This window comes from Mucilaginibacter sp. OK268, assembly GCF_900103125.1.
Classification (GTDB): Bacteria; Bacteroidota; Bacteroidia; order Sphingobacteriales; family Sphingobacteriaceae; genus Mucilaginibacter.
Genome location: NZ_FNJV01000008.1, coordinates 76,734 through 99,794, shown reverse-complemented (window position 1 = coordinate 99,794; position 23,061 = coordinate 76,734). Strand labels below are relative to the sequence as shown.

Annotated in this window: 18 protein-coding genes; 11 read left to right on the top strand and 7 right to left on the bottom strand. The window is 43.2% G+C overall.

Annotation, left to right across the window (positions count from 1 at the left end):
* Positions 1-8 precede the first annotated feature (8 nt).
* The 5 genes from BLR84_RS22165 (at position 9) to BLR84_RS22145 (ending at position 7,097) form a co-directional block, all read left to right on the top strand.
* A complete protein-coding gene (locus BLR84_RS22165; protein WP_090472448.1) occupies positions 9-2,861 on the top strand; it encodes a SusC/RagA family TonB-linked outer membrane protein in 2,853 nt (950 codons plus the stop codon).
* 27 nt (positions 2,862-2,888) lie between these two features.
* A complete protein-coding gene (locus BLR84_RS22160; protein ID WP_090472447.1) occupies positions 2,889-4,577 on the top strand; it encodes a RagB/SusD family nutrient uptake outer membrane protein in 1,689 nt (562 codons plus the stop codon).
* 71 nt (positions 4,578-4,648) lie between these two features.
* A complete protein-coding gene (locus tag BLR84_RS22155; RefSeq protein ID WP_090472446.1) occupies positions 4,649-5,686 on the top strand; it encodes a DUF1735 domain-containing protein in 1,038 nt (345 codons plus the stop codon).
* A gap of 129 nt (positions 5,687-5,815) precedes the next feature.
* On the top strand, positions 5,816-6,718 hold the full coding sequence (locus BLR84_RS22150; RefSeq protein WP_090472445.1) for a DMT family transporter: 903 nt from the start codon (positions 5,816-5,818) through the stop codon (positions 6,716-6,718).
* Positions 6,719-6,746: 28 nt separating this feature from the next.
* Complete coding sequence (locus tag BLR84_RS22145; RefSeq protein WP_090472444.1) at positions 6,747-7,097, top strand: VOC family protein; 351 nt, start codon at positions 6,747-6,749, stop codon at positions 7,095-7,097.
* Positions 7,098-7,109: 12 nt separating this feature from the next.
* Here BLR84_RS22145 and BLR84_RS22140 read toward each other — a convergent pair whose 3' ends face one another.
* On the bottom strand, positions 7,110-9,710 hold the full coding sequence (locus tag BLR84_RS22140; protein WP_176852127.1) for a T9SS type B sorting domain-containing protein: 2,601 nt from the start codon (positions 9,708-9,710) through the stop codon (positions 7,110-7,112).
* Between the two features lie 139 nt (positions 9,711-9,849).
* Between BLR84_RS22140 and BLR84_RS22135 the strand changes: the two genes are divergently transcribed.
* Together BLR84_RS22135 and BLR84_RS22130 are read left to right on the top strand one after the other, a co-directional pair.
* Entirely contained in the window at positions 9,850-10,695 is an 846-nt protein-coding gene (locus BLR84_RS22135; protein ID WP_218128442.1) for a helix-turn-helix domain-containing protein, read from the top strand.
* 73 nt (positions 10,696-10,768) lie between these two features.
* Positions 10,769-11,083: a hypothetical protein gene (locus tag BLR84_RS22130; protein ID WP_090472442.1), complete on the top strand. Its 315-nt coding sequence runs from the start codon at positions 10,769-10,771 to the stop codon at positions 11,081-11,083.
* 55 nt (positions 11,084-11,138) lie between these two features.
* Here BLR84_RS22130 and BLR84_RS22125 read toward each other — a convergent pair whose 3' ends face one another.
* Complete coding sequence (locus tag BLR84_RS22125) at positions 11,139-12,209, bottom strand: SDR family oxidoreductase (protein WP_090472441.1); 1,071 nt, start codon at positions 12,207-12,209, stop codon at positions 11,139-11,141.
* Positions 12,210-12,365: 156 nt separating this feature from the next.
* On the opposite strand from BLR84_RS22125, the gene BLR84_RS22120 reads away from it, so the two are divergent.
* Positions 12,366-12,698, top strand: a complete 333-nt coding sequence (locus BLR84_RS22120; RefSeq protein WP_090472440.1) for a PadR family transcriptional regulator — start codon at positions 12,366-12,368, stop codon at positions 12,696-12,698.
* A gap of 12 nt (positions 12,699-12,710) precedes the next feature.
* Positions 12,711-13,292: an HAAS signaling domain-containing protein gene (locus BLR84_RS22115; protein ID WP_090472439.1), complete on the top strand. Its 582-nt coding sequence runs from the start codon at positions 12,711-12,713 to the stop codon at positions 13,290-13,292.
* 25 nt (positions 13,293-13,317) lie between these two features.
* On the opposite strand, the gene BLR84_RS22110 is transcribed toward BLR84_RS22115, so the two are convergent.
* The 5 genes from BLR84_RS22110 to BLR84_RS22095 all read right to left on the bottom strand — a co-directional run bounded on the left by BLR84_RS22110 (position 13,318) and on the right by BLR84_RS22095 (position 17,152).
* Positions 13,318-14,664: a sigma-54-dependent transcriptional regulator gene (locus BLR84_RS22110; protein ID WP_090472438.1), complete on the bottom strand. Its 1,347-nt coding sequence runs from the start codon at positions 14,662-14,664 to the stop codon at positions 13,318-13,320.
* A 153-nt stretch (positions 14,665-14,817) separates the two neighbouring features.
* Positions 14,818-15,021: a YqaE/Pmp3 family membrane protein gene (locus BLR84_RS22105; protein ID WP_090472437.1), complete on the bottom strand. Its 204-nt coding sequence runs from the start codon at positions 15,019-15,021 to the stop codon at positions 14,818-14,820.
* Between the two features lie 78 nt (positions 15,022-15,099).
* The gene (locus BLR84_RS22100) at positions 15,100-15,639 is read right to left on the bottom strand and encodes an acyl-CoA thioesterase (protein WP_090472436.1); all 540 of its coding nucleotides are present in this window, start codon (positions 15,637-15,639) and stop codon (positions 15,100-15,102) included.
* Between the two features lie 75 nt (positions 15,640-15,714).
* Positions 15,715-15,849, bottom strand: a complete 135-nt coding sequence (locus BLR84_RS30430; RefSeq protein ID WP_255367019.1) for a hypothetical protein — start codon at positions 15,847-15,849, stop codon at positions 15,715-15,717.
* Positions 15,850-15,895: 46 nt separating this feature from the next.
* Positions 15,896-17,152, bottom strand: a complete 1,257-nt coding sequence (locus tag BLR84_RS22095) for a type IX secretion system plug protein (RefSeq protein ID WP_090472435.1) — start codon at positions 17,150-17,152, stop codon at positions 15,896-15,898.
* 1,216 nt (positions 17,153-18,368) lie between these two features.
* Here BLR84_RS22095 and BLR84_RS22090 point away from each other — a divergent pair.
* Together BLR84_RS22090 and BLR84_RS22085 are read left to right on the top strand one after the other, a co-directional pair.
* Positions 18,369-21,512, top strand: a complete 3,144-nt coding sequence (locus BLR84_RS22090) for a SusC/RagA family TonB-linked outer membrane protein (RefSeq protein WP_090472434.1) — start codon at positions 18,369-18,371, stop codon at positions 21,510-21,512.
* Positions 21,513-21,538: 26 nt separating this feature from the next.
* A complete protein-coding gene (locus BLR84_RS22085) occupies positions 21,539-23,041 on the top strand; it encodes a RagB/SusD family nutrient uptake outer membrane protein (RefSeq protein WP_090472433.1) in 1,503 nt (500 codons plus the stop codon).
* Positions 23,042-23,061 lie beyond the last annotated feature (20 nt).

Genomic DNA, 23,061 nt, shown 5'->3' with positions numbered 1-23,061 from the left:
TAAGAAAAATGAAAAAAGAATATATAACCCTTTTTGCATGGATTTTTACGTTCTGTAGTTTTTCTGCCGCTAATGCGCAAACTACAAATGTTACTCAGGCAGATTCCACTAAAACCAACAATAGTGCTACAAAAGCCATAGTTGATGGTGGAATAAAAACTGAAAGATCCTGGAGAAATACAGGTGCCGTTTTTACCCTTCCGGGTGAAGACCTAACCCATATGACGGTAGGCAATTTATTAAATACACTTCAAGGCCGGATCCCGGGCTTAACCGTAGTTACCGGATCTGGCGAACCAGGCTATGATAACCCTACACTTTATGTGAGGGGGCAAAGCAGCTGGAATATAGCCGGGAACCAGGTGCTCATTTATCTGGATGGCTCACAGGTTGATATGGGAGCTATAAGTGGTTTATCGGCCTATGAAATAGAATCGGTAACACTATTAAAAGACGCGGCTGCATTAGCCGTGTACGGGTTACAGGGCGGAGCCGGTGTATTAAGTATCAAAACCAAAAGAGGCACGGTGATGCCTAAAACTCAGATAACCGTAAATGGCAGGTATGGGATACTCAGCGCTATCGACTTACCCACAGTAATGGATGCCTATGGTTATACTACAGGCTATAATCAGGCATTAAAAAATGATGGTCTGCCCATTAAGTACCCCAATCCCGAGTTGTATAAGGCGGCCAACGACCCGTTCCACCCAAATGTGAACTGGTATGACGAACTGCTTAAAAAAACCTCAACTATTCAGGATTACAATTTCTCTTTCAGGGGCGGCAATGCTACAGCTAAGTATTTTGTATTAATGAACTATACCAACTTTGAAGGTTTATACAAAAATGCCGATATCATTGATAAAGATTTTGGTACAAATGCCAAGTACACCAAGTTAAATCTTCGGGCTAATGTAGAGCTACAGTTGAATAAAAATCTATCGGTAATGGCCAACATCAGTGGTATAACTGAGGATAGAAATACGCCTTCGGGTTTTGCCGCGGGTGATGTATTCAATGCACTCATGTACTTGCCGGCTTCGGCCTTCCCAGTGAAAAATCCTAATGGTTCATGGGGAAATAGCTCAGCATATGGTTTTAATCCGGTTGAGCTCTTACAACAAAATGGTGTATACAGTTCCCATACCCGCACCCTGCAAACTACCTTTAGCTTTACCCAAAAACTGGATGCCATAACAAAAGGCTTGGATCTGCGCGGGTTAGTATCATTTAGTAATCAATATGTTGGTGTTTATCAAAAGCTTTTCTCGGTGCCATCTTATGAGATCGTAAAAGATGCCAATGACCAGCCGGTGATGTCAAATGGCAGTGTTGTTTATAAAACGATAGGCACTATCAGTCAGGCAACTAATGATAATGGTGGCCCATTTTGGAACAGGACTACTGTGCAGGTAGGTTTTGATTATGACCGTAGTTTTGGCAAACATACTTTTACCGGTATGATCATGGCCCGCAGACAGGGCTATAGCCACAATGGATTGACTTATCAGGTACGTACACAAGGTTTGTCTGGTGACCTAACATATGACTATGATCAAAAATACATTGTTGATTTTTCTGCCGCATACAATGGATCAGCTGATTTTGCACCAGGTAACCGATATGGATTTTTTCCTGCCCTTGGTTTAGGTTGGATATTATCTAAAGAGGGTTTTCTGAAGGATAACACTTCTGTCAATTTTCTGAAACTAAGAGCTTCTTACGGTTCTACAGGTAATATCAATGAAAATTATCGTTTCCTGTATCAGCAATTTGCTGTAGGAGCCCCGGGGTGGATTACCGGAACCGCTAACACCAACCATGGTGGTCTTGCAGAAGGCCCTTTCACCAACGCGAATGCTGCCTGGGAAAAGAAAACCACGCTGAATATTGGCGTTGACTTTGAATTATGGAAAAGGCTTTCGGGTACTATTGATGTATTTACAGAAAAACGCACGGGTATCCTCGAGATCCCGTCGGCAGGCGTACCTGATTACACAGGCTTTAACTTGCAATATGCCAATACAGGTGAGGTACATAATAAAGGCATTGAAGCCTCTCTTAAGTTTGATGAAAAGCACCGTAATTTTGAATATTATGTAGGAGGATCGGTAGCTTTTGCCCGGAATAAAATAAACCAAAGGTCTGAAGCTCCACAACCTTATAACTACCTGTACACACAAGGCTATCCGCTTAACCAAATGCGTGGATTGGTTTTCAAAGGTTTCTACCAACAATCCGATTTTGACGCTAACGGTAGTTTAAAGCAGGGAGTAGTTGCCTCGTCTTATACCAATGTGAAGCCGGGCGATCTGAAATTTGCCGACCAGGATGGTAATGGTATCATTAATGATTATGATAAAGTACCCTTAAATTATACCAAACTGCCCGAAATTACTATCGGCTTTAATCTTGGTTTCAAATTTAAAGGATTTGATTTCGACGCTTACCTACAGGGAGTGATGCATCGTACGGTAAGCCTCCTGGATGATGCACCATACTATATTAAACCATTTGTAAACAATAATAACATTACCGCATTTTCGGCAAACAGCTGGACGCCTGAGACGGCCAACACAGCCACTTCGCCACGCCTTTCGACCTTGAGCAATGCCAATAACACCCAGGCATCTGATTTTTGGATGCGTAATGGCAACTTCCTGAAATTGCGCAGTGTTGAATTGGGCTATACTTTACCTCAAAAAGGTTTTTTAAAGAAACTTGATGCCGTAAGGATTTTTGTGAACGGAACCAACTTGTTTACATGGGATAAAATTGACGACCTGGAGGCCGAGCGCCTTTCTATGGGATATCCTTTAATGAAAACTGTAAGTTTTGGAATGAAAGTGAAATTGTAGTAATAAACCTTTTGTAATTACAAGGAAATGAAAAAAAATCGATATATAATAGCATTGCTGGTAATGGGTACGCTGCTTTACTCCTGTAAGCGTGATTACCTGGACGTGCAAACTTTACAGGCCGGTGTTACTGTTGATAAACTTTACAGCAACTACACCTATGTACAGCAGCAGGTTTGGAATATTTACAGTTACCTGCCCGATGGCTTTGCCGATCTGAATATGGAGGCTGCTACCGATAATGCGGAAGCTACCAACGCTTTAGACCAATCGCAAACCTTCAATACTGGTACCTGGAACCAGTACAATAATCCCGATGATGTGTGGGCCAACAATTTTAAGGGCATACGCCAGGCTAACCTTTATCTGAAAAATAAAAGCGCAGTTGATATTTCCTATATCAAGGATAAGATCACATCGACAGATTCAACGGCTTATTTTAACGCCCGTAATAACGTTAAATTCATGGAAGGAGAGGCGCTTTTCTTAAAGGCATTTTTCTACCTCGAATTGGTTAAACGTTATGGAGGTGTACCAATTTTTGACCAACCGTTTGATTATGATGACGCTAACACCTGGAAAAATGTACAAAGAAACTCGCTCGACGAGTGCCTTAAGTATATTGTTTCCCTGTGCGATAAGTCGGCGGCTATTATACCTGCTAACCTTAGCCCCTATTCCTGGTACGAGGCCGGTCGTGTTACGCAGGGTGCAATAAAAGCGCTAAAAGCCAAGGCCTTATTATATGGAGCAAGTTCACTTTTTAAAGATAACGGCTCAACTGTAACCTGGGCCCAGGCAGCAGCGGCGGCACACGACGTCATAGCTTTAGGTTCTTACTCGCTTGATGCCAATTACACCAATTTGTTTGGAGCAAATAGCACAACATCAGCCGAACTTATTTTTTACCGCCGTTACGGAGCCATAAACACTATTGAGTTTGCCTCGTATCCAATCGTATTTCAAAACAGCAGAGGCAATAGCATTACACCAACTGAAAACTTTGTAGAGAGTTTTGAGGTACTTCAAAAGGATGGATCGGGTAATATAACCGGTTCGGTACCCTTTAGCTGGAGCAATCCAACCCACGCGGCAAATCCTTATCAGAGCCGTGACCCTCGTTTTGCCGCTAGTGTGGTGTATAACGGCGCGACTTTTAAATCTACCGGCATCGAAACGTTCACAGGTGGTAATAGTGGTCTGCCCAAGCAAAATGCTACTAAAACAGGCTATTACATGTCAAAATGGGTCAATCAATCAATTGATCTGGTCAATAATACCACGGCTAACCATGCCTGGATCTATTTCAGATATGGAGAGCTCCTGCTGAATTACGCAGAAGCTATGTATAATGCTTATGGTGCCGATGCCGATCCGCAAGGATACGGGATGACCGCCCTGCAGGCTATCAACAAGGTAAGACAGCGCGTAAAAATGCCTGTATTAACAGCTTTGAGTCAACAAGTTATTGAACATGAACGTAACGTGGAGTTGAGTTATGAAAATCAACGTTTCTGGGATGTTCGCAGGTGGAAAGAAGGTTCGCTGTATTTCAAAACCCCGGTAAATCGCATCGAGATCACGAATACAGGGAGCTCGAATAGCTATGCCGTTAAGCAATTGGAAGCACGGGTATTTGACGAAAAAATGAATTGGTTCCCAATCCCGCAAAGCGAGATCGCGAAGACCAATTGGAAACAGAACCCAGGTTGGTAATCATATCCGGATCATCATACGTACAAAATATGGTGATCCCTCTTAAATATTAAGGATTTAAAAAATATTTTATGAAAATTCATGTATCATCAATGCTAAAATGGACTGCCTGTTTAGTATTGACCATAGCTTCCTGCAAACAGGAATATCTGGAAGGTGTAAAATCAAATCCAGCGGTAAAAGTTTATTTACCACAGGCAGAAAAATCAAACGGACTTGTGGACGCCCTTGTAGATGGCAAACTGACCGTGGACAGTGTAGCGGGTACGGCTAATTTTTCGGTTCCTGTTTATCGTGGTGGTGAATCAAACTTCGATGCTTTAACCGTAGATGTGGGTATTGATAATACCGCGATAGCAGGTTTGGTTACATCTGGAGCATTACCTGCCAATACCATTGTACTTGACCCGGCCGATTATACGTTGCCATCAAAAGATTCTGTGACGCTTGATAACCATATCATGAAAGGTACCATCATCCCTAAAGTAAAGATCGCTTCTATGGCTAAATATGGCGGGAAAACGGTGGCCTTAGGTATTAAAATAGCCAATTCATCAAAACAGGCCATCAACACGGATATGAATAAGGTGATCATCTATTTTGATGTAGATCAATTATTGGATGCGGTTACCCCTAAAAGCAATATGGTTGATAAAACCAAATGGACGGTGTTAAAGATAGCCTCCAACGATAACGTTACATTTAAGGTTAATGATGACGGAAGTATATTGGCATCAGGAGGCAGCGGAGGGCACCAGGGTGTTTATCAGCCTTTTGAAATAAGAGCCAATAAACAATATAAAATCGACTTTAATGTACAGGGGCAAGGCGCCACCAATACCTGGTTTGAGGTTTACCTGAGCACCTTGCAGCCAACACAAGGTAAAGATTACAGTGACGGCGGCATACGTATGGCGCTGAACACCTGGACGGGCTGCGGAAATACACCTTTTAACGGTTTATTATCAGCTGTTAAATGTGCCGGTAGCGGCAATGTGGTTTCATTCCCTAATGCCGGTACTGTTTGGCTGGTTATTAAATCAGGAGGAGATAATCTGGGTACCGGTGGTATAAAACTCACTAATATAGATTTTAGAAGGGTTAATTAACCTATGATATTGACGAGCTCTTTTTGAGATGTAGTTGATATAGTATATGGATACTATGAAGCGTCCCGGGGTGAGATACGGGGCGCTTTTTATTTATCACAAATTATCAAATAGTAGTACCTTCAAAAAATGTTAAATAAGAAATTTATAGGCCTGATCAGTATATTGTTTGTCATGATTGTTTGGGGGAGCAGTTATCCGGTAACCAAGATGATCATCAATGACATAGCGCCGATAACACTTGCTTTTTGCCGTTGTTCTGTAGGGGCTATTACTTTATTGCTTATATTTTTTATCAATAAGGATAAACCGATCAGGGAGTATTTGGTTGATGCACCCTGGCTTCCCATTATTTTTATGGGTCTAACAGGTGTTACCTGTTTTTATATTCTTTTTAATATTTCGGCCCAAATGACTTCTGCATCAGTGGGCTCTTTGATACAGGGGTTTATCCCAATTTGCATAGCCTTATTTGCCGCGGTGTTCCTTAAGGAGAAATTGTCTGCCGTGCAGATCATTGGGATAATTGCCTCTTTAATAGGTGTAATGCTCATTGGGTTTTTATCAAGCGATCATAACAGCGATACCCGGAATAGTATAACCGGGAACCTGTTAATGATTGTTGCCGTAATGTCGTGGGGAGCGTATACCATTATGTCTAAAAAGACAGCTCATTTTAACCCTTTATTAATAACCAGTTTAAGCACTTTCATCGGTTCGGCATGTTTACTGCCCGTTGCAATATTTGAAAACCGGCACTCCGGCTGGCCGGTTATACACCTGAGCTCCTGGATGGCTATCTTGTATCTCGGAGCCGTATCTTCGGGTATCTGTTATTTGCTTTATAATAAATCGCTCCGCTTATTGTCGGCTTCACAGGTTGGAAATTTCACTAATCTCGATCCGGTAGTTGGATTGATTATTTCACTCGTTTTTTTAAATGAACATATCAATGTTTTACAGATAGCCGGCGCGATTTTAGTTTTAGGTGGGATTGTACTGAGCACCAGGAAAAGCAGGTTGACTGGCTAAATTAACCCAGATCGGAGATATAATATTTATGAAAGTTAAACGAATTGTAACCAATATCAGCACACCGGATGTTGAGGCAGCTAAACATTTCTACCAGGATGTATTAGGGCTTGATATGGTGATGGATCACGGTTGGATAGCAACATACGGTTTACCCGATAACATGAGCATCCAGATCAGCTTTGCATCCGAAGGTGGATCTGGTACACCGGTTCCGGATGTTTCTATAGAAGTTGATGATCTTGATGCCGCGATTGAACGGGTGCATAAAGCCGGCTTCAAGATAACCTATGGGCCGGTTGATGAACCCTGGGGAGTACGACGCTTTTTTGTGCGCGATCCCTTTGGTAAACTGATCAATATATTGGCCCATCTATAGCATACCAATCCCTTATCGAATAATGGCCACCCATCCGGCTAAAGGCTTGTTGCCATTCTTTAGGTCGATGATGTAATAATAAGTTCCCGGTGGTAATTTACCGCCATGATAAGTGCCATCCCATGGTGTACCGTAGCCGTTGGCATGAAATAAGGCCTGGCCATAACGGTTAAATATATTAACGGTACAATTGGGATAGTTGACCAGATCGTCAATTTTCCACACATCGTTAAAACCATCACCATTGGGTGTAAATGTATTGGGGATATGAATGGGGGTTATTACCGTAACCGTAACCGGAACTATGGACTGGCAATTGAGCGATGAGGTAGCCGTGAGGTAATAAATTGTAGTAACCGCAGGGTTGGCTATCGGGTACGGCGTATTAGTGCTGCTCAACCCCAATGCAGGCGACCAGCTTAACGATACAATATCCCCGGATAGTTGAGGAACCAGTGTAATATTTTCACCCAATTTTATGGTTGGATTCTGGGCAAAAACAATTCCCGGTGCCGGATTAATATGAGCTTGTATAGGCTGACTGGTTTGTGGCACGGTACAACTCACATTATTAGCCGTAATACAGGTAACCAAATCGCCATTTTGCAGGGCAGAGCTGCTAAAGGTAGATTGATTTGTCCCGGCATTAACACCGTTTACCTGCCATTGGTAACTGTTAACTGTTGTTCCTGGAGGTATACTTGCTGTAAAGTCGATAGCCTTACCTGCGCATACGGTGGCATCAGCCGGTAAAGAGCTAATGGTAGAAACGATGCCCCCTTGCGGAGAAGTAGAGTTGATAGAGCTCAGCACCGTTACCGGAACATTGATAGAAGCTGTGCCACCCAGCATGGCAGGCGTATTGGTATTACCATTATTATTGCCAACTATGCCATTCCCTGCAATGGTAGTAAGCTGCCCCGCCGGGGTTATGCGTACAATGCGCTCATTATCTGTATCAACTACAATGAGGTTACCAAAAGGATCCAGCTTTATGCCGATAGGGTTATTTAAAGTAGCCTTATCCACTGGATTGTTAGTATATAATTGAAGTGTGGTAACCTTACCCGATGGATCGATCTTGCGGATGGCATTATTTTTGGAATCGGTAACATATAAATTCCCCTGATTATCCCTGATAATCCCTTTCGGTTGGTTAAAACTCGCCGCGGCTCCTGTACCATCTGTAAACCCTGAACCATCATGACCTGCTACGGTGGTTATGGTGCCATCGGGGGCTATTTTTTTGATGGCGCTGCTATAATCGGTTATATATAAATTCCCAAGCGGGTCTGTAGTGATGCCTATCGGACTGTTTAATTTTGAAACAGATGATGGCGGGGTAATAGTAATAACCATACCACCAGGTGTTACCTTTCGGATCCGATAATCGCCCTGTGTTATATACAAATTACCGCCAGCATCTATGGTAATACCTTTAGGGTCCTGAAAACTCGCCGCAGTGCCCAGGCCATCAACTGTTTTGTTTTGACCGTTACCGGCTATTGTGGTAACCGTACCATTGGGCGTTATCTTCCTCACACGGTCATTCTCGTCAATCACATACAAATTTCCCGAAGGATCGATCGTGATGCCATTAACCACTTTGAATTTTGCGGTAGCTCCACTGCCATCGGCATACCCGCAACCGCTGCCACCTGCAAAAGTTGTTACCGTGCCGTTAGTCGCAATTTTTCTGATACTGCAACTATAACTATCAGCTACATAAATGTTACCGGCTGCATCAGTTACCGCGTCGGCAGGTACACTAAAAGTAACAGCCTGGGGATTAGGTCGCAAATTGCTACTGGTGAGTGTAATAGTTTGGTTTCCGAGATTTGCGCAATTCAAATCTAGAGGGCTCATAGTATTGGTTAGCGTGCTACCATCACATACAAATGGGCTGCCCAGATCTGCAACTTGTACCTCGTAACTTCCACTCTCACTCAATTTAAGTGTTATAGGTCCGGGCTTTGGAAAAATTACCGGGATAGCATAAGAGGTAACCGTAAAAAAAATAGCCGTGATGCCACCAAACTGATCGCTGGCAGTAATAGTTATGTTAGTTGGTTGATTTACGATTAATGGAGTGCCCGCAAGCGGATCTTGTTTAATGCTAAGTGTTGCATTGTTACAGATATCATGAGGTGCATACATCGCGGTATAATCGGGCAAAACGGTATTGCAGTTATTGTCTGCAGGGATGGTTATATCATGATGATCTGAAAATACCGGGGTACTGGTAACTATAACAGGTATTGATTTTGTTTGAGTTGTAGCCGGTGTGCCATTACTGGCCGTTACGGTTATGGTTTGCGGGCCAAGTAATGAGCAATCTATGTGCAACGGATTAACTGATACTGTTCCGTTTGCAGCAAGTCCGGTGATATCTGCAACATCTGTAAATGCAACAGTTTTATGGCCGGTTTCGTCAAGTTGTAACCGCACGGCCACTTTGGGTGTAATTTGCGGGGCTTGTGCCCGGGAGGCACTAATGGCAAAGATTATCAGGCAAAGTACACACAGTCCTTTTTTTAATGCTCCGGATACACCAGCAATTATCCTATTGTTTTTTAGGTGATAGGCAAAGACAGAAATAAAGGTTGAACGCATCTTTTTCCTTGCATTACAGATAATGTATCGCATTATTATCCGTCAGTTAACACAAAGCCATTAATTAGCAAATTAAACGAAAAAGTAGTTCATTATGTTCAGTGTGCTTGTATCCATATTATTCATTATCCATTAACGTTTGAACGGCTGCCTGACAAAAGATGACATTACTTTAAACCAATTAAAAGGTTTAAAGACTAAATTAGTGATCATGAAAATGGAGCGGCATCTTCCTGCTGATATTTTAAAGCCTTTTGTTGAGCATTACCTTTTTATTGAAAGCGAACAAGGAATGGAAAACCGTGTGCTGCCGGATACCGGTATGGTTATGGGGTTTAGGTATAAAGGTACTATAAGTGATGAAATTGCGGGAATAAAAAACAATCTGCCCGCCGCACTCATTACCGGATTAAGGAAGTCGGTTCGCCTGATTAATTATGCAGGGCAGGCTGCTACGTTACTCGTTATTTTTAAACCTGGAGGAGCAGCCACCTTTTTTAAAGAACCACTTCATGAATTGTTTGGGGTAAGCTTAGCGTTGGATGCCCTGATCGGGCAGCAGAAATTGTCCGAAATAGAAGAACAATTGGCAGAAGCAAACGATAATTTTCAACGAATTGCTGTTGTTGAGCGGTTATTGCTTTCCAGGTTATATGATACCAACTCCGACTTACTTATCCAGCACGCCATCCAACAGATCCGTCTGGCGAAAGGAGCTATACGGATCAAGCAGTTAGTAAGTACATTACCTGTAAGTCACGATTCATTCGAAAAAAAATTCCGAAAACAAACCGGTAGCTCTCCCAAGCAATTTTCATCAATAGTTCGTTTACGACATTTGATAGAAAGCCATGATTCATCGGCCAATCTCACCGAAACGGCTTTGTCTGCCGGTTATTTTGACCAGGCCCATTTTATAAAAGACTTCAGAATATTCACCGGGCAAACCCCGCATGAGTTTTTCAGATCGACCATTTACTGGTAAATCAATGATTTTTTACAATTATTAGGTTTCTGCATTGCTGAATTTTGGATAAACAATAATTCAGTAAAACATCATGCAACAAATATTCATCGACAAATTTATAATCCCCAAAAATGCTAAACAGGAATTTACCGAGAGGATGAACTTCAACAGGGATTTTATTAAAAACTTACCAGGCTTTTTAGGTGATATAGCTTACGAGCGCGAAGACGAAAATGGGAATACCATTTGTATTACTGTTGCCACCTGGGAAAACGAAGATGCTTTAAGCCAGGCCAAAACCGCTGTACAGGCAGAATATCAACGTATCAACTTTGACCCCGCAGAATTGCTTAGCCGTTTGAATATTACCATGGAACGGGATACTTACCAACCAGCAGGCAATTGATCAAAGTATCAGCAGGTATACTTTATTCGTATACCTGCTGATACTTCATTTGGGTTTATGGGATCACTTTTTTACGGCGGAATTCATCAAACAGATCCACAAACATTTGTTCAGTATCTACATATTCATGAAAGCCAAAGCGGTGTGATTTTGAGCCATCGGCAAAAAAGTCATAGTCCCAGGAGAAAACAAAATCGCCAAAACCCCAGTAGGAAACATCTTCATAACGATGTTTTTCGAGCCCGTACTTTTCTTGTATCCTTTCCCATACCGGTGCTTTATCAGCCATCACCGTTTGTAAAGGCATTTGGAGTGGGGGAGCGGTTTCCATATCAAAATACCGGGCGATTTTTGGCCATAGCTCATTCCACCTAAACAGGTCGCCGTTGTTGATATTAAAGGCCTGGTTAGCACAATTTGGGTTTGTTGCCGCCCATACGGTAGCTTTCGCCAGCAGCCCGGCATCAGTCATTTCCATCAATTTATCATAGGCACCTGGCTTACCCGGGAAACGTAAAGGAATGCCCAGTTCATTAGAAATTGTAGCATAAACACCTATTAATAAGGCCAGGTTCATAGGGTTACCCAGCGCCGTTCCACCAACTACCGAAGGCCTGATGGCCGACCATGTCCAGCTTTTGCCCGGCTGCCGCTGTTCCAGAAAATTTTGCTGATCAACATTAAACTCTGGTGGCATGTGACCAGCATCGCTCTCTTTGGCCGGTGTTTTAAAAGGGCCAAGATGCGCGCCATAAACCTTATATCCCTGCATCAGGCTGATATGCTGCAAATTTAAAGCAATGGGCTCAATAACATTAACCACGTTAACCAGCATAGCTAAGTTGGGCTCCACCAGTTCGGCCCAGGTAGGTTTATCCTGGTAGGCCGCGTAAAAGATGTGGGTAACCGCCGATAGTGTACCCAGTTTTTTAACGGTATCCTCCTTATCGAGCAGATTTACCGGGATATAGGTAATGTTTGCTGAAGAGGTGCCTCCCCGCCTGGATAGGCCGATAATATTCCAGTCGCCAAGTGACACAAGATGGTTGATGAGATTGGTGCCGATAACGCCGTTGGCGCCAACTACCAGGGCTGTTTTAACAGGATTTGAAATTTGATGGGTCATGATATTGTTTGTTGCTGATGTCAAAATTCAAGGTTTTAAGCCCTTTAAACCCTGTAAAAAACAAGCATTAGTATGTAAGATCATAGGTAAACTATGAACGGAGAAATATTTTTTAAAATACATCGTAATACGATGCTATTTGTATAGCTTTGTATTATGGACGCCAATGTTATAGCAAAATGGGAAACGCAAATGAAAAAGGGCACGCTTGATTTCATTATACTGCTGCTTTTAAAAAAGAAAGACCAATACGGGTACGAATTATTGGAACATATTAAGTCGGTATCAGGGTATGATATCAGCGAAGGAACCATCTATCCACTTTTAAACCGCTTAAAAGATGATCAGTTAATTGAATCAAAATGGGTAGAGATGGAAACCGGCATGCCCCGGAAATATTATAGCATCACTGGTAATGGCTTGGCTTCGCTCGAAAAAATGACAGCATTTTGGGCTACACTATCCGGCAATCTTAAAAACCTTATTTAAAAATATTAAACCATGAACAAAGACACATTACTCAATGATCAGCATTATAAAACCTATATGAAAAAGGTGCATAGCATGATCAGCAGGTTGCCTAAGCATGATCAGGCAGATATTCAAAGAGAGATCAGCAGCCACATTTTCGAAAGCTTGAATAACTACCCCGAAACAACAGTGGAGCAAGCCCTGGAAAACCTGGGTGAACCACAAACGTATTTATCTGAATGGGTGGTAACCAAAAAACTGGAAAAAGCTGTAAGTACCTTTAACCCTTTCCGGATAATATGGGGGCTGATCACCGGGATTGTTAAGCATGGCGCATACGCGTTTAAGTACATTCTTTTTGGTTTGCTGTATTTGTTTACGCTGGCCTTTGGCTCCCTTTGTATCGCTAAGATCATTGCTCCCAGCCATATCGGGTTGTTCATCTATCCGCAAGGTTTTACTTTTGGTTTTAACAGCGATATCAGCAACGCGCATGAGGTACTTGGAGCGAAATTTATTCCCGTTTGCTTATTCATTACCATTTTGCTGTATATGGTGATCACCGTTTTGTTAAAGATGTCATTATCAAAAGTTAAAGAACGACTTTTCTAAAGACGTTTTAACGAGGTGACCGACCTTATTCCAATCCGTATTCCTTCAGTTTTCGGTATAGAGTAGCTACCCCAATGTTCAAAAGCTGGGCGGCTTCGGCGCGGTTGCCATGGGTATGATTCAGAACACGTTGAATATGCAGCTTTTCTACAGACGACAGATCAAACGCTGATATCGGGATGCCGGTTTTTACCTGTTGCTGTTGAATTTCATAGGGTAACAAGCTCTCGTCTAAAATATGGGTATCGGTCAGGATAACCGCCCGTTCAATTACGTTTTTGAGCTCACGGATATTGCCGGGCCATGGATAATCTTCCAGTTTACGAACAAACTCCTCGCTTAGCTCATTGATCTGCTTTTTAACCTTTAAGGCAAAGTGCTGCATAAAAAACTCGGCCAGCAGTTTAATATCTTTTTTACGCTCGCGCAGGGCCGGCAGGGTGATCTGGAAAACCGAAAGTCGGTAAAACAGATCCGACCGGAAATGGCCCTCGGCAATTTCGTTTTGCAGGTTGCGATTGGTGGCCGCCAGGATCCTTACGTTTACCTGGGTAGGCTTAATATCGCCAATTTTTAAAAACTGTTGCGATTCCAACACCCGGAGCAATTTGGCTTGCAGATCATGGTCGAGCTCACCTATCTCATCTAAAAAAATGGTGCCTCCGTTAGCCTCCTCAAACAAGCCTTTTTTGTCTTTCAGTGCCCCGGTGAATGATCCTGCCTTATGACCAAATAGTTCGCTTTCCAGTAATTCCTTAGTAAAAGCGCTGCAGTTTACCGCTACGAACGATTTGGTATTGCGGTTACTGGCCTGGTGAATAGCTTCGGCAAAAATTTCCTTACCGGTACCCGTCTCCCCCAGTAGCAAAACAGTAGTATCGGTTAAAGCTACTTTTTGTGCCAGCTTGATCACATCGCTAATGGCGGTTGATCTGCCAATGAGCCTGTCAAACCCAAACTTGTCATTCAGCTTGCTTTGCAGCTCCATGACGGTTTGCTGCAACATAGCCTTATCCATAGCCTTGCTTACCAAGGGGATGATCTTTTCGTTATCATCACCTTTGGTGATATAATCAAAAGCCCCGGCTTTGATGGCTTTTACGCCATCGTTAATGGTGCCGTAGGCTGTTAGTACAATAATTTCTGTTGAAGGGTAATTCTTCTTGATGGTTTCTGACAGGGTGATGCCATCGGTATCAGGTAGCTTTACATCACTGAGTACCACATGTATATATTCCTGCTGCAATTTACGCAGACCTTCCTTGCCATTAGCAGCGGTGAAAACCTCGTGCCCTTCCAGTTGCAGGATACGGGCAAGCAGGTTGCGCAACCGTTCCTCGTCATCAATAATTAAGAGCTTACCTTTTTGCATCCTTCAGATGTGCCGATTTTAGATGTGCAAATGTGCAGATAGATGTGCAGATGTGCAAATTTCAAATGTGCAAATGTGGTGATAGATGTTCAGGTTTTAAATAGCTAAAATCATTTGCACACCCGCACATCTAAAATCTGCACATCAATTCACTTACCAGGCCCTTGCCCGACGAGTGGCACGCATTAGTTGGCGGTGCCTTTTGGCCTCATAATAATCGTTGGTTACCAGTATGGAATGTATCACACCCGGTATCCAGAAACACAAGGTTAAAAATATATTCAGTATAAATGCTCCGATACGGCCGGTGGTCAGAATAGCCAGTGGAGGCAGTAAAAAACATAAAAAATATCTCATGGCGCTAAAATTTAAATCGACTGATACACCGTATCATGACGTTTAGACCGCGAAACTATTTTTTTGTTACTGCTGTTATTAATCGCGCAGGTTTAGCGGCAGCTGATCGCCAAAAAACAGGGCTTTTAGCTCTGTAGCATCATTAGGCTTCATTTTTCCGCCTAGTATTAAACGTAATTGCCGGCGACGCAGTGCGCCTTCAAAATAGGTTATTTCTTCCTCGGTTTCGGGTATTAGTGCAGGTACTGTTGTTTTTTGTCCTTCGCTATCCAGGGCTACAAAAGTGTAGTAGGCCTCGTTGCTTTTTACACGGGTACCTGAGGGGATGTTTTGCGCCCATACATCCATCCTTACCTCAACAGAAGTGGTGAACGCGCGGGTTACCTTAGCCTCGATACTGATCACATCACCCAGTTTAATTGGGGCCTGGAACGATACATTATCAACCGAAGCCGTCACCACAATGCGGTTACAATGTTTTTGAGCGGATATGGCCGCGGCTATATCCATCCAGTGCAGCAGGCGCCCACCCATCAGGTTGTTTAAAGTATTGGTATCATTGGGTAATACCAGTTCGTTCATGATGGTATATGATTCTTTGGGCGATTTTCCGGTCATGTGCTAAATTTTATACAAAGATAGGCAATAAGTCCGGTTAGGTTAAAATCCTCCATAACCAATTAAGGGCCTTGTTTATTTTTTTGCCATCAGTTCATGGGTAGCCTTACCATCTTTGATGCCGATTTTTACAACATCTTTAGCAACGTGATAAGCCAACACACAGAATGCGATAATGGCGGTACGGGCAATATTCTTTGGTTTGTTCATAGCCACAATTTATGAAATATTATTCTTTAAATGAATATGTTGTAAATTATTTTTTCACCGTATTCAGTTCGCCAAAGCCAACCAGCTCGTCCCAGCGGGCGGTAGGCGGGCGATAGTAGATGAGCAGCTGATAATCGTTTTCGGTTTCAAAATGGCTGCCTTCCAGCGGTATATCACTGGCTCTTTTGGTGGCATTATCATACCAAACGTACGCATAATCATATACGCCCTGCTTCAGGAGCAAATTGATGTGGTATTTGCCGTCTTCACCCATATTTAACTTGCTGCGCTCATCCAGCTTATAATCATTAAAGGCGCCCACGATGTACGGGCTGCCCTCTGATTGAGGCTTATAAGCAGCCAGGCCAAAATAAATGTGCGCATAATCGGCATCTATGCGTGGGTCGCTGCCATCCTGGTTCAGCACAAAGAATTTACCATCATTATCATACAGCAGCAGGTAATCCGGACTATCACGGATCGGGTCAGTCAACAGTACCACGTTGTTAGCCGTATCTTTTATAATACGGGCAATGCGCTGGGAATTAAGCTTTAAGGTGCGGGTATCAAACAGCCGGAACTCGTTACGCCCCGGAAAATCATTGATCGATACATCATTATAAACCAACTGTGTACCACGCACATAGGTTGGCTGCGTATTTAAAATACCTGTTTGGGTACGCGCGTTCTGCATCAGTAGGGCGCGGATCTCGAAAGATGGGTTTTGCACAGGTAGGCCGGTATAATCAACCGTAAAGTTTATCTTTTGGTTGGTTTTACGGGCCTGTACATCGGGCGAGGTGCCGATGGTAGCCGCTATGGCCACCCTTTTGCCTACCACATATAAACGGCGGGTAAGTACCAGTTTTGACTGGTCGCCATCCTCATAAACCTTTAGTATGTAATTGCCTGATATTTTGGGCGCTATGTTGTTATTGGGCAGTTTGAGCTCGTAGTGCGTATATTTTTGAATGGTACCGGTTGAGTAGGTATAGGTATACAAACGATCGTCGGTGAAGCTTTGCAGGTATTCGGCGGTAGACAGGTTCGAGGAGTTCCAGCGGGTATCACAGTGCTCAATGGTGTAATAGTAATTGCGACTACCGCTACGCAGATCGTCAAAGGCCAGCAGTACTTTTTCATTTGATCCTAAGGTGATTACCGGGAACGAGCCCTGCTTTTGGGTGTTGTAGAATTCCACGCTTTTGATAGCGGAATCATACACATTGTTATCATAAGGCGATTGCGCAAATCCCCGCAGGGTAATGAATAAGAGAACCAATAGGTAGTAATGTTTTCTCATTTTGTTTAAGCTTATTTTATTGCCCGATCCTTGGCAGGATTGGCGTGGCGAAATTTAAGAAATTCCGGAACAGAAATAACCCGGTACTGTGCATTTAAAAAATTATCATTTAGCGAAATCTTCTTAAACCTTAAATTTTAACACTTTTCTGTACGAAAACAGCGTAAAATCATTCAAAAATGGGCTCAAAAACATCGATTTTAACACTTTTTAACAAATTTTAACACCGTTTTGAGTAGTTTTTGAAACTTTAAAAAGTATTAAGTAGTTGATTGTCAAATAACTATGCTAAAATTGGTCGATTTTTGACCTTGTTTTGCTCTTAATAAAACAGCCCGGCTACCTGTTTAAAGGCAGTCGGGCTGTTTTATATAAATATACGAATTTTTGGAGTAAAGAGCAAGGATTTTGTGAGCAAAGATCCCTTCCCGCGCGTCATTGCGAGCGATAGCGTGGCAATCCCCTATTTACAGAGCGGACCTACCTATCGGGGATTATTAATGTTGTGTTTATTTTATTGATATTAATGAGCTCCCTCCGGTCGGTTGTCTTCGTATCTCGCAATGACGCGCAGGGCTATTTCCAGCTCCCCCTTTCCGCCGAAAAGCGTCAAAGAAAAATAAATACCTGTATAAAATACATTTAATATAAATATTTATATCATTGATTATTTGCATGTTAAGATAACATAATAGATTGCTGATATTAGTTACTAATAGCCGTAAGCAGTATTATAGTTTTATAACGTGAAAAAAATAAGCAGCAATATCTACACATTGACTGCTTATGCCAATTAACCTGTAACCAATAAAGTTTCCTGCTATGAAACAATTTTACAAACTCTCCCCTGGTGGCCATGCTTTGCGCCAAAAAATCATGTATGTTGAATTGGCTGTGTTGATGATATGGCCATCGCGGCAAAATATCAAAACCTAAAGCCCATATTATTTATACATGGTGAGCAGTATATCTATACGTCGACTGCTTAAATCAATTAACCTGTAACCAATTAATTTTCCTGCTATGAAACAGATTTGCACCCCGCCTTCTGCTGGCCACGCTTTGCGCCAAAAAATTATTGATGTGGTCTATCGGCTGTGTTTATGGCGATACAGCTAAACTAAGAAACCTTCATTATTTATACCTGATGAGCAGCCATATCTGCATGCGGACTGCTCCAATCAATTAACCTGTTAACCAATTAAAATCTCCTGCAATGAAAAAAGTTTTTCCCCTATCTTTCAGAGGCCCTGCCCTGGGCCTGAAGATCATGTATGTTGCATTGGCTGTATTGATGGCCATGACCATGCAAGTCAACGCAAAGAGCCTGCGAACCCTGCATTACTCAGCTATATTGCCTATTGATGTACACGGCAAAGTTTTAGATGAGAATGGCCTTGGGGTCCCCGGAGCAACTATTAAAGTAAAGAATGTTGACAAAGCCGCGATAACCGATACGGAAGGAAACTTTAGCCTGAAAGGGCTTCCCGATGATGCCATTTTGGTTGTTTCCTATGTGGGCTACATTACACAGGAAGTAAAAACCGGTCCAGGAAACCTGCTGATCAAACTCGTACCACAATCAAAAAAATTAGATGAGGTTGTGGTTATCGGCTACGGATCGGTCAAAAAATCAGATTTAACCGGGTCGGTCGGCACGGTAAAAGCCGAAACATTACAGGAACGCCCGGTATCATCCTTAAACCAGGGCTTGTCTGGTCGTGTATCGGGTGTCAATGTATCCTCCAACTCCGGCAGACCTGGCGCCAGGTCCAATATCCGTATCCGTGGCTCCAGTTCGCTAAGCGTTTCTAATAATCCATTATACGTAATAGACGGGGTGATACTAAACCCGGTTGATCTGCGGAACGGCAGTACGCCGATAGATTACCTCAACCCTAATGATATCGCCTCCATCGAGGTGTTAAAGGACGCTTCTTCCACCGCTATTTACGGCGCACGTGGAGCCAATGGCGTGATCCTGGTGACCACCAAACGCGGAACCTCTGGCGGCGGTAAAATCACCTATGATCCTGATTTCAGCATAGGTGTACTGCCTAAAAAACTGGCGGTGCTCAATTCAAAGGAGTTTTTGGCCGTAGAGGACCTGGCTTACGCTAACGCGCAAAAATATGATCCTATTGGCTGGGCCACCGGTACTAAATATACCAACCCCAAAACCAAGCGCACCAACCCTAAATTATTTGATGCCAACGGCAACCCACTATATGATACCGATTGGCAGGAAGAAGCCTTTCAAAAGGCCTTTACGCAAAACCATCAGTTGGGTATTACAGATGGCGACGAAAAAAGAAGTATAGGCGCTTTTTTAAACTATCGTAAGCAGGAGGGCCTGGCAAAAGGGTCATGGCAAAAAAGATTTGCCGGTCGTTTTGTATTTGACAGCCAGATCAAAAGCTGGATAAAAATTAGTGGTACCCTGAGTTATACCAACCAGGACGATAAGCAGGTAGATCAGCTCGACGGCGGCGGTATTACCATGATGCGCCAGGTGATAGAAGAACTGCCTATCATCCCGGTGAGGTATGCTGATGGAAGCTGGGCAAGCAACAGGGATTATCCGGGAATGGAAGGTGGTGATAATCCTTTACGGATAGCTGCCGATAGGATCTCGCTTTTGCATACCCAAACCTTACTCGGCGACATGTCTGCCAATATTCGCTTGGCCCCTGGATTGGATTTTAAATCAACCGTGGGTGTAAATATTATTAATCAAAGAGAGGATTATTCTGCCGTGAAAGGCATGCAATATATTTCGGATAACGGCGATGCTTCTGTCAATAATAACCGGTATAATTCATGGCAATTTGAAAACTACCTGACTTATAACCGGAAATTTGCGAAGATCCATTCGGTAACCGCTATGGGTGGTGTATCCTGGCAACATGTTGACCGGTTTGAAGACCAGGCCAGTACACAGGGTTTTACCGACCCCTATTTTCAGTTTAATAATCTCGGCGCAGGATCAAGCCCGCAGGCTCCTTATTCCAATGCGCAGGCGTATGGGCTAAACTCCTATTTTGGGCGTATCAATTATAGTCTTCGCGATAAATATTTAGTCACCTTTACCGGCCGTTATGATGGTTCTTCAAAATTCGGGGCCGATAATCAATTCGCTTTCTTTCCGTCTGCAGCCCTTGCCTGGCGGGTAATGGAAGAAGATTTTATGAAAAATATCCCTGCCATTTCCAATTTAAAACTTCGGGCCAGTTACGGCGCTACCGGTAACTCCGAAATTCCAGCTTACCGGGCTTTGGCCGGCCTGGGCAACTATAATGTTATTTTTAATGGCGAACGTAATATTGGCGTGGGCACCAACCGGGTGGCCAATTCCTCCTTGCAATGGGAAAAAACTAAACAGCTTGATTTTGGTATGGAACTGGGCCTGTTCAACAACAGGTTGAACCTGGAGCTTGATCTGTATCGCCGTAAAGTAGATGGTATGTTGCTGGATGCTCCTTTGCCATTCTCCAGTGGCTACGGCAGCGTTTATTCCAATGTGGGTAGCATGGAGAACAAAGGGATCGAGTTTACCCTTAACTCCACCAATATTAAAACCGGGGATTTTACATGGAGCACCACCTTCAATATTTCGGTCAATAAAAACAAAGTGCTTGCCCTGGCCAATGGTAATGCCGATATATTATCGGGCAATGGCATTATCAGGGTTGGCCAGCCTGTGGGTTCGTTCTTTGGCCGGGTTAGTTTGGGAACCTGGGGAACTGCCGAGGCCGTTGAAGCCAAGAAATATGGTATGCTGCCGGGCGATATCAAGTATAAAGACCTGAATAACGACGGTACAATAAACGATCTGGACAGGACGATCATTGGAAAGGGGATACCTGATGGTTTTGGTACTTTCCTGAATACTTTTCAGTATAAAGCCTGGTCACTTACGGTCGATCTGCAATATACGTATGGTAATGATGTACTGGACCGGAGTATCCATTCGGCAGAAGACAGGCAGGGTATTGCCAACAGTTACAAAACGGTGTTGAATGCCTGGACGGAAACAAACCAGAATACGCCTATTGCGCAAATTCGTCCTATCAACGCTTATTACACCACCAATAACGATAGCCATAAGGTAACCGATGGATCATTTATCCGCGGGCGCAATTTATTATTGGCCTATACATTTTCGCCCAAGATCATTTCGAAGCTAAAATTGAGCCGGTTGAGGATCTATGGTTCGGTGCAGAATTTCTTTGTGTCCACCAAGTATAAAGGATACGATCCGGAGGTTTCCAACTCCAGCGCGCCTTTTGACCAGGGCTTAACCTTGTATGATTATCCAAAGCCAAGGGTATTCCTGGTTGGTTTAAACATCGGATTATAATTTTCGCAAAATTTAAGAGAAAAATCATGAAAACTATCATAAAAAAATACGGGTTACTGGCATTAGCAGTCGGTACATTAGGGGTTACCGGTTGTAAGAAATTTTTAAATGAAACCGACAAGAGTAATTTTACGGTTGATAATTATTTTACCAAGCCAGAGCATGCCCGCAGTTCGGTAAATGCTATTTATGCCAGCCTGCGCGATCCCATGAGCAGTGGCTTTGGCGGTGGCGCGTGGACAATGACAGAATTTGCTACCGGTCAGGCCGCTACCGATCTGGGACAGGCTGTGGACAGCTATTTTGTAAAGGATCTGCGTAATACCGCCGATAATGCCTATGGCCTGAGTTACTGGCAAAATTATTACAAGGGCATCGGTAATGCGAACCTTTCCATAGCCAAGATCCCGGGGATTGCAATGGACGCCGCTGAGTCTAAAAGGTTATTAGGTGAAGCTCATTTTTTGAGGGCCTGGTACTATTTTACTTTGGTGCAGCTGTTTGGCAATATCCCGCTGATCACCGAACCTGTTGACCTGGCATCACCGCAACTACGACCCAAACAGGCATCTGCAGAAGATGTTTACAAAGTGATTGTAAACGACCTGAAAACGGCTGAGGCTTCCGGTTTACCCTGGACAGATGTGAGCGGGAAGGTAAGTTTGGGTGCCGTAAAATCGTTACTGGCCAAAGTATACCTCACCATGGCCGGTTACCCACTGCAAAAAGGCGCTGAATATTATGACCTGGCATCCAAAAAAGCAGAGGAGGTATTGGACTCCAAACAATTTAAATTGTTTACCACGTACAACGATCTGCACAACCCGGCGAAGAAGAATGTGGATGAGAACATTTTCATGATCCAGTATAAAACACAGATCATCCCCGGAAACTGGCAGGAGTTGATCATTCCTTATAACAAAAATATCTCAGCCTATTCCAGCGAAACCGGGGGTATTTATGCTACGGGAGCTTTTGTACAATCGTATGATCCGGCTGATCTGCGTGCTAAAGAAGGGCAGTTCTTCTTTACCAAATTCACCAACCAGGACGATAGAACTAAGGTGGTTGATCTGGGCGGATATTTTATTTATAAGATTTTTGATGTGGTTGCACAAACAACTACGGCCAATAGTGATTTGAACTGGTCGCTCATCCGTTATGCCGATGTGCTGCTTATTTATGCCGAGGCATCCAACGAAGTTAATGGACCGGGCGCAAAAGCGTATGACGCGGTTAACCAGGTAAGAACAAGAGCAACTTTACCTAACCTAACAGGCTTATCAAAAGAGCAGTTCCGCGAAGCCATCTGGCGCGAACGCTGGTATGAGCTGTGCTTTGAAAACGTTACCTGGTTTGATATGGCGCGCCTTCGTAAAGCATTTAATGTGGAAACCAAAGGCTTTGATAATTATGTTGGCCATAAGTTTTCATACGGACCGGTTTTAACCGACAGGGAGCTTTTATTCCCGATACCAAGCCGGGAACTAAGAAATAATCCTAACCTGATACCTACAAAGGGATATTAGGATAATTAGTGATTTAGTGG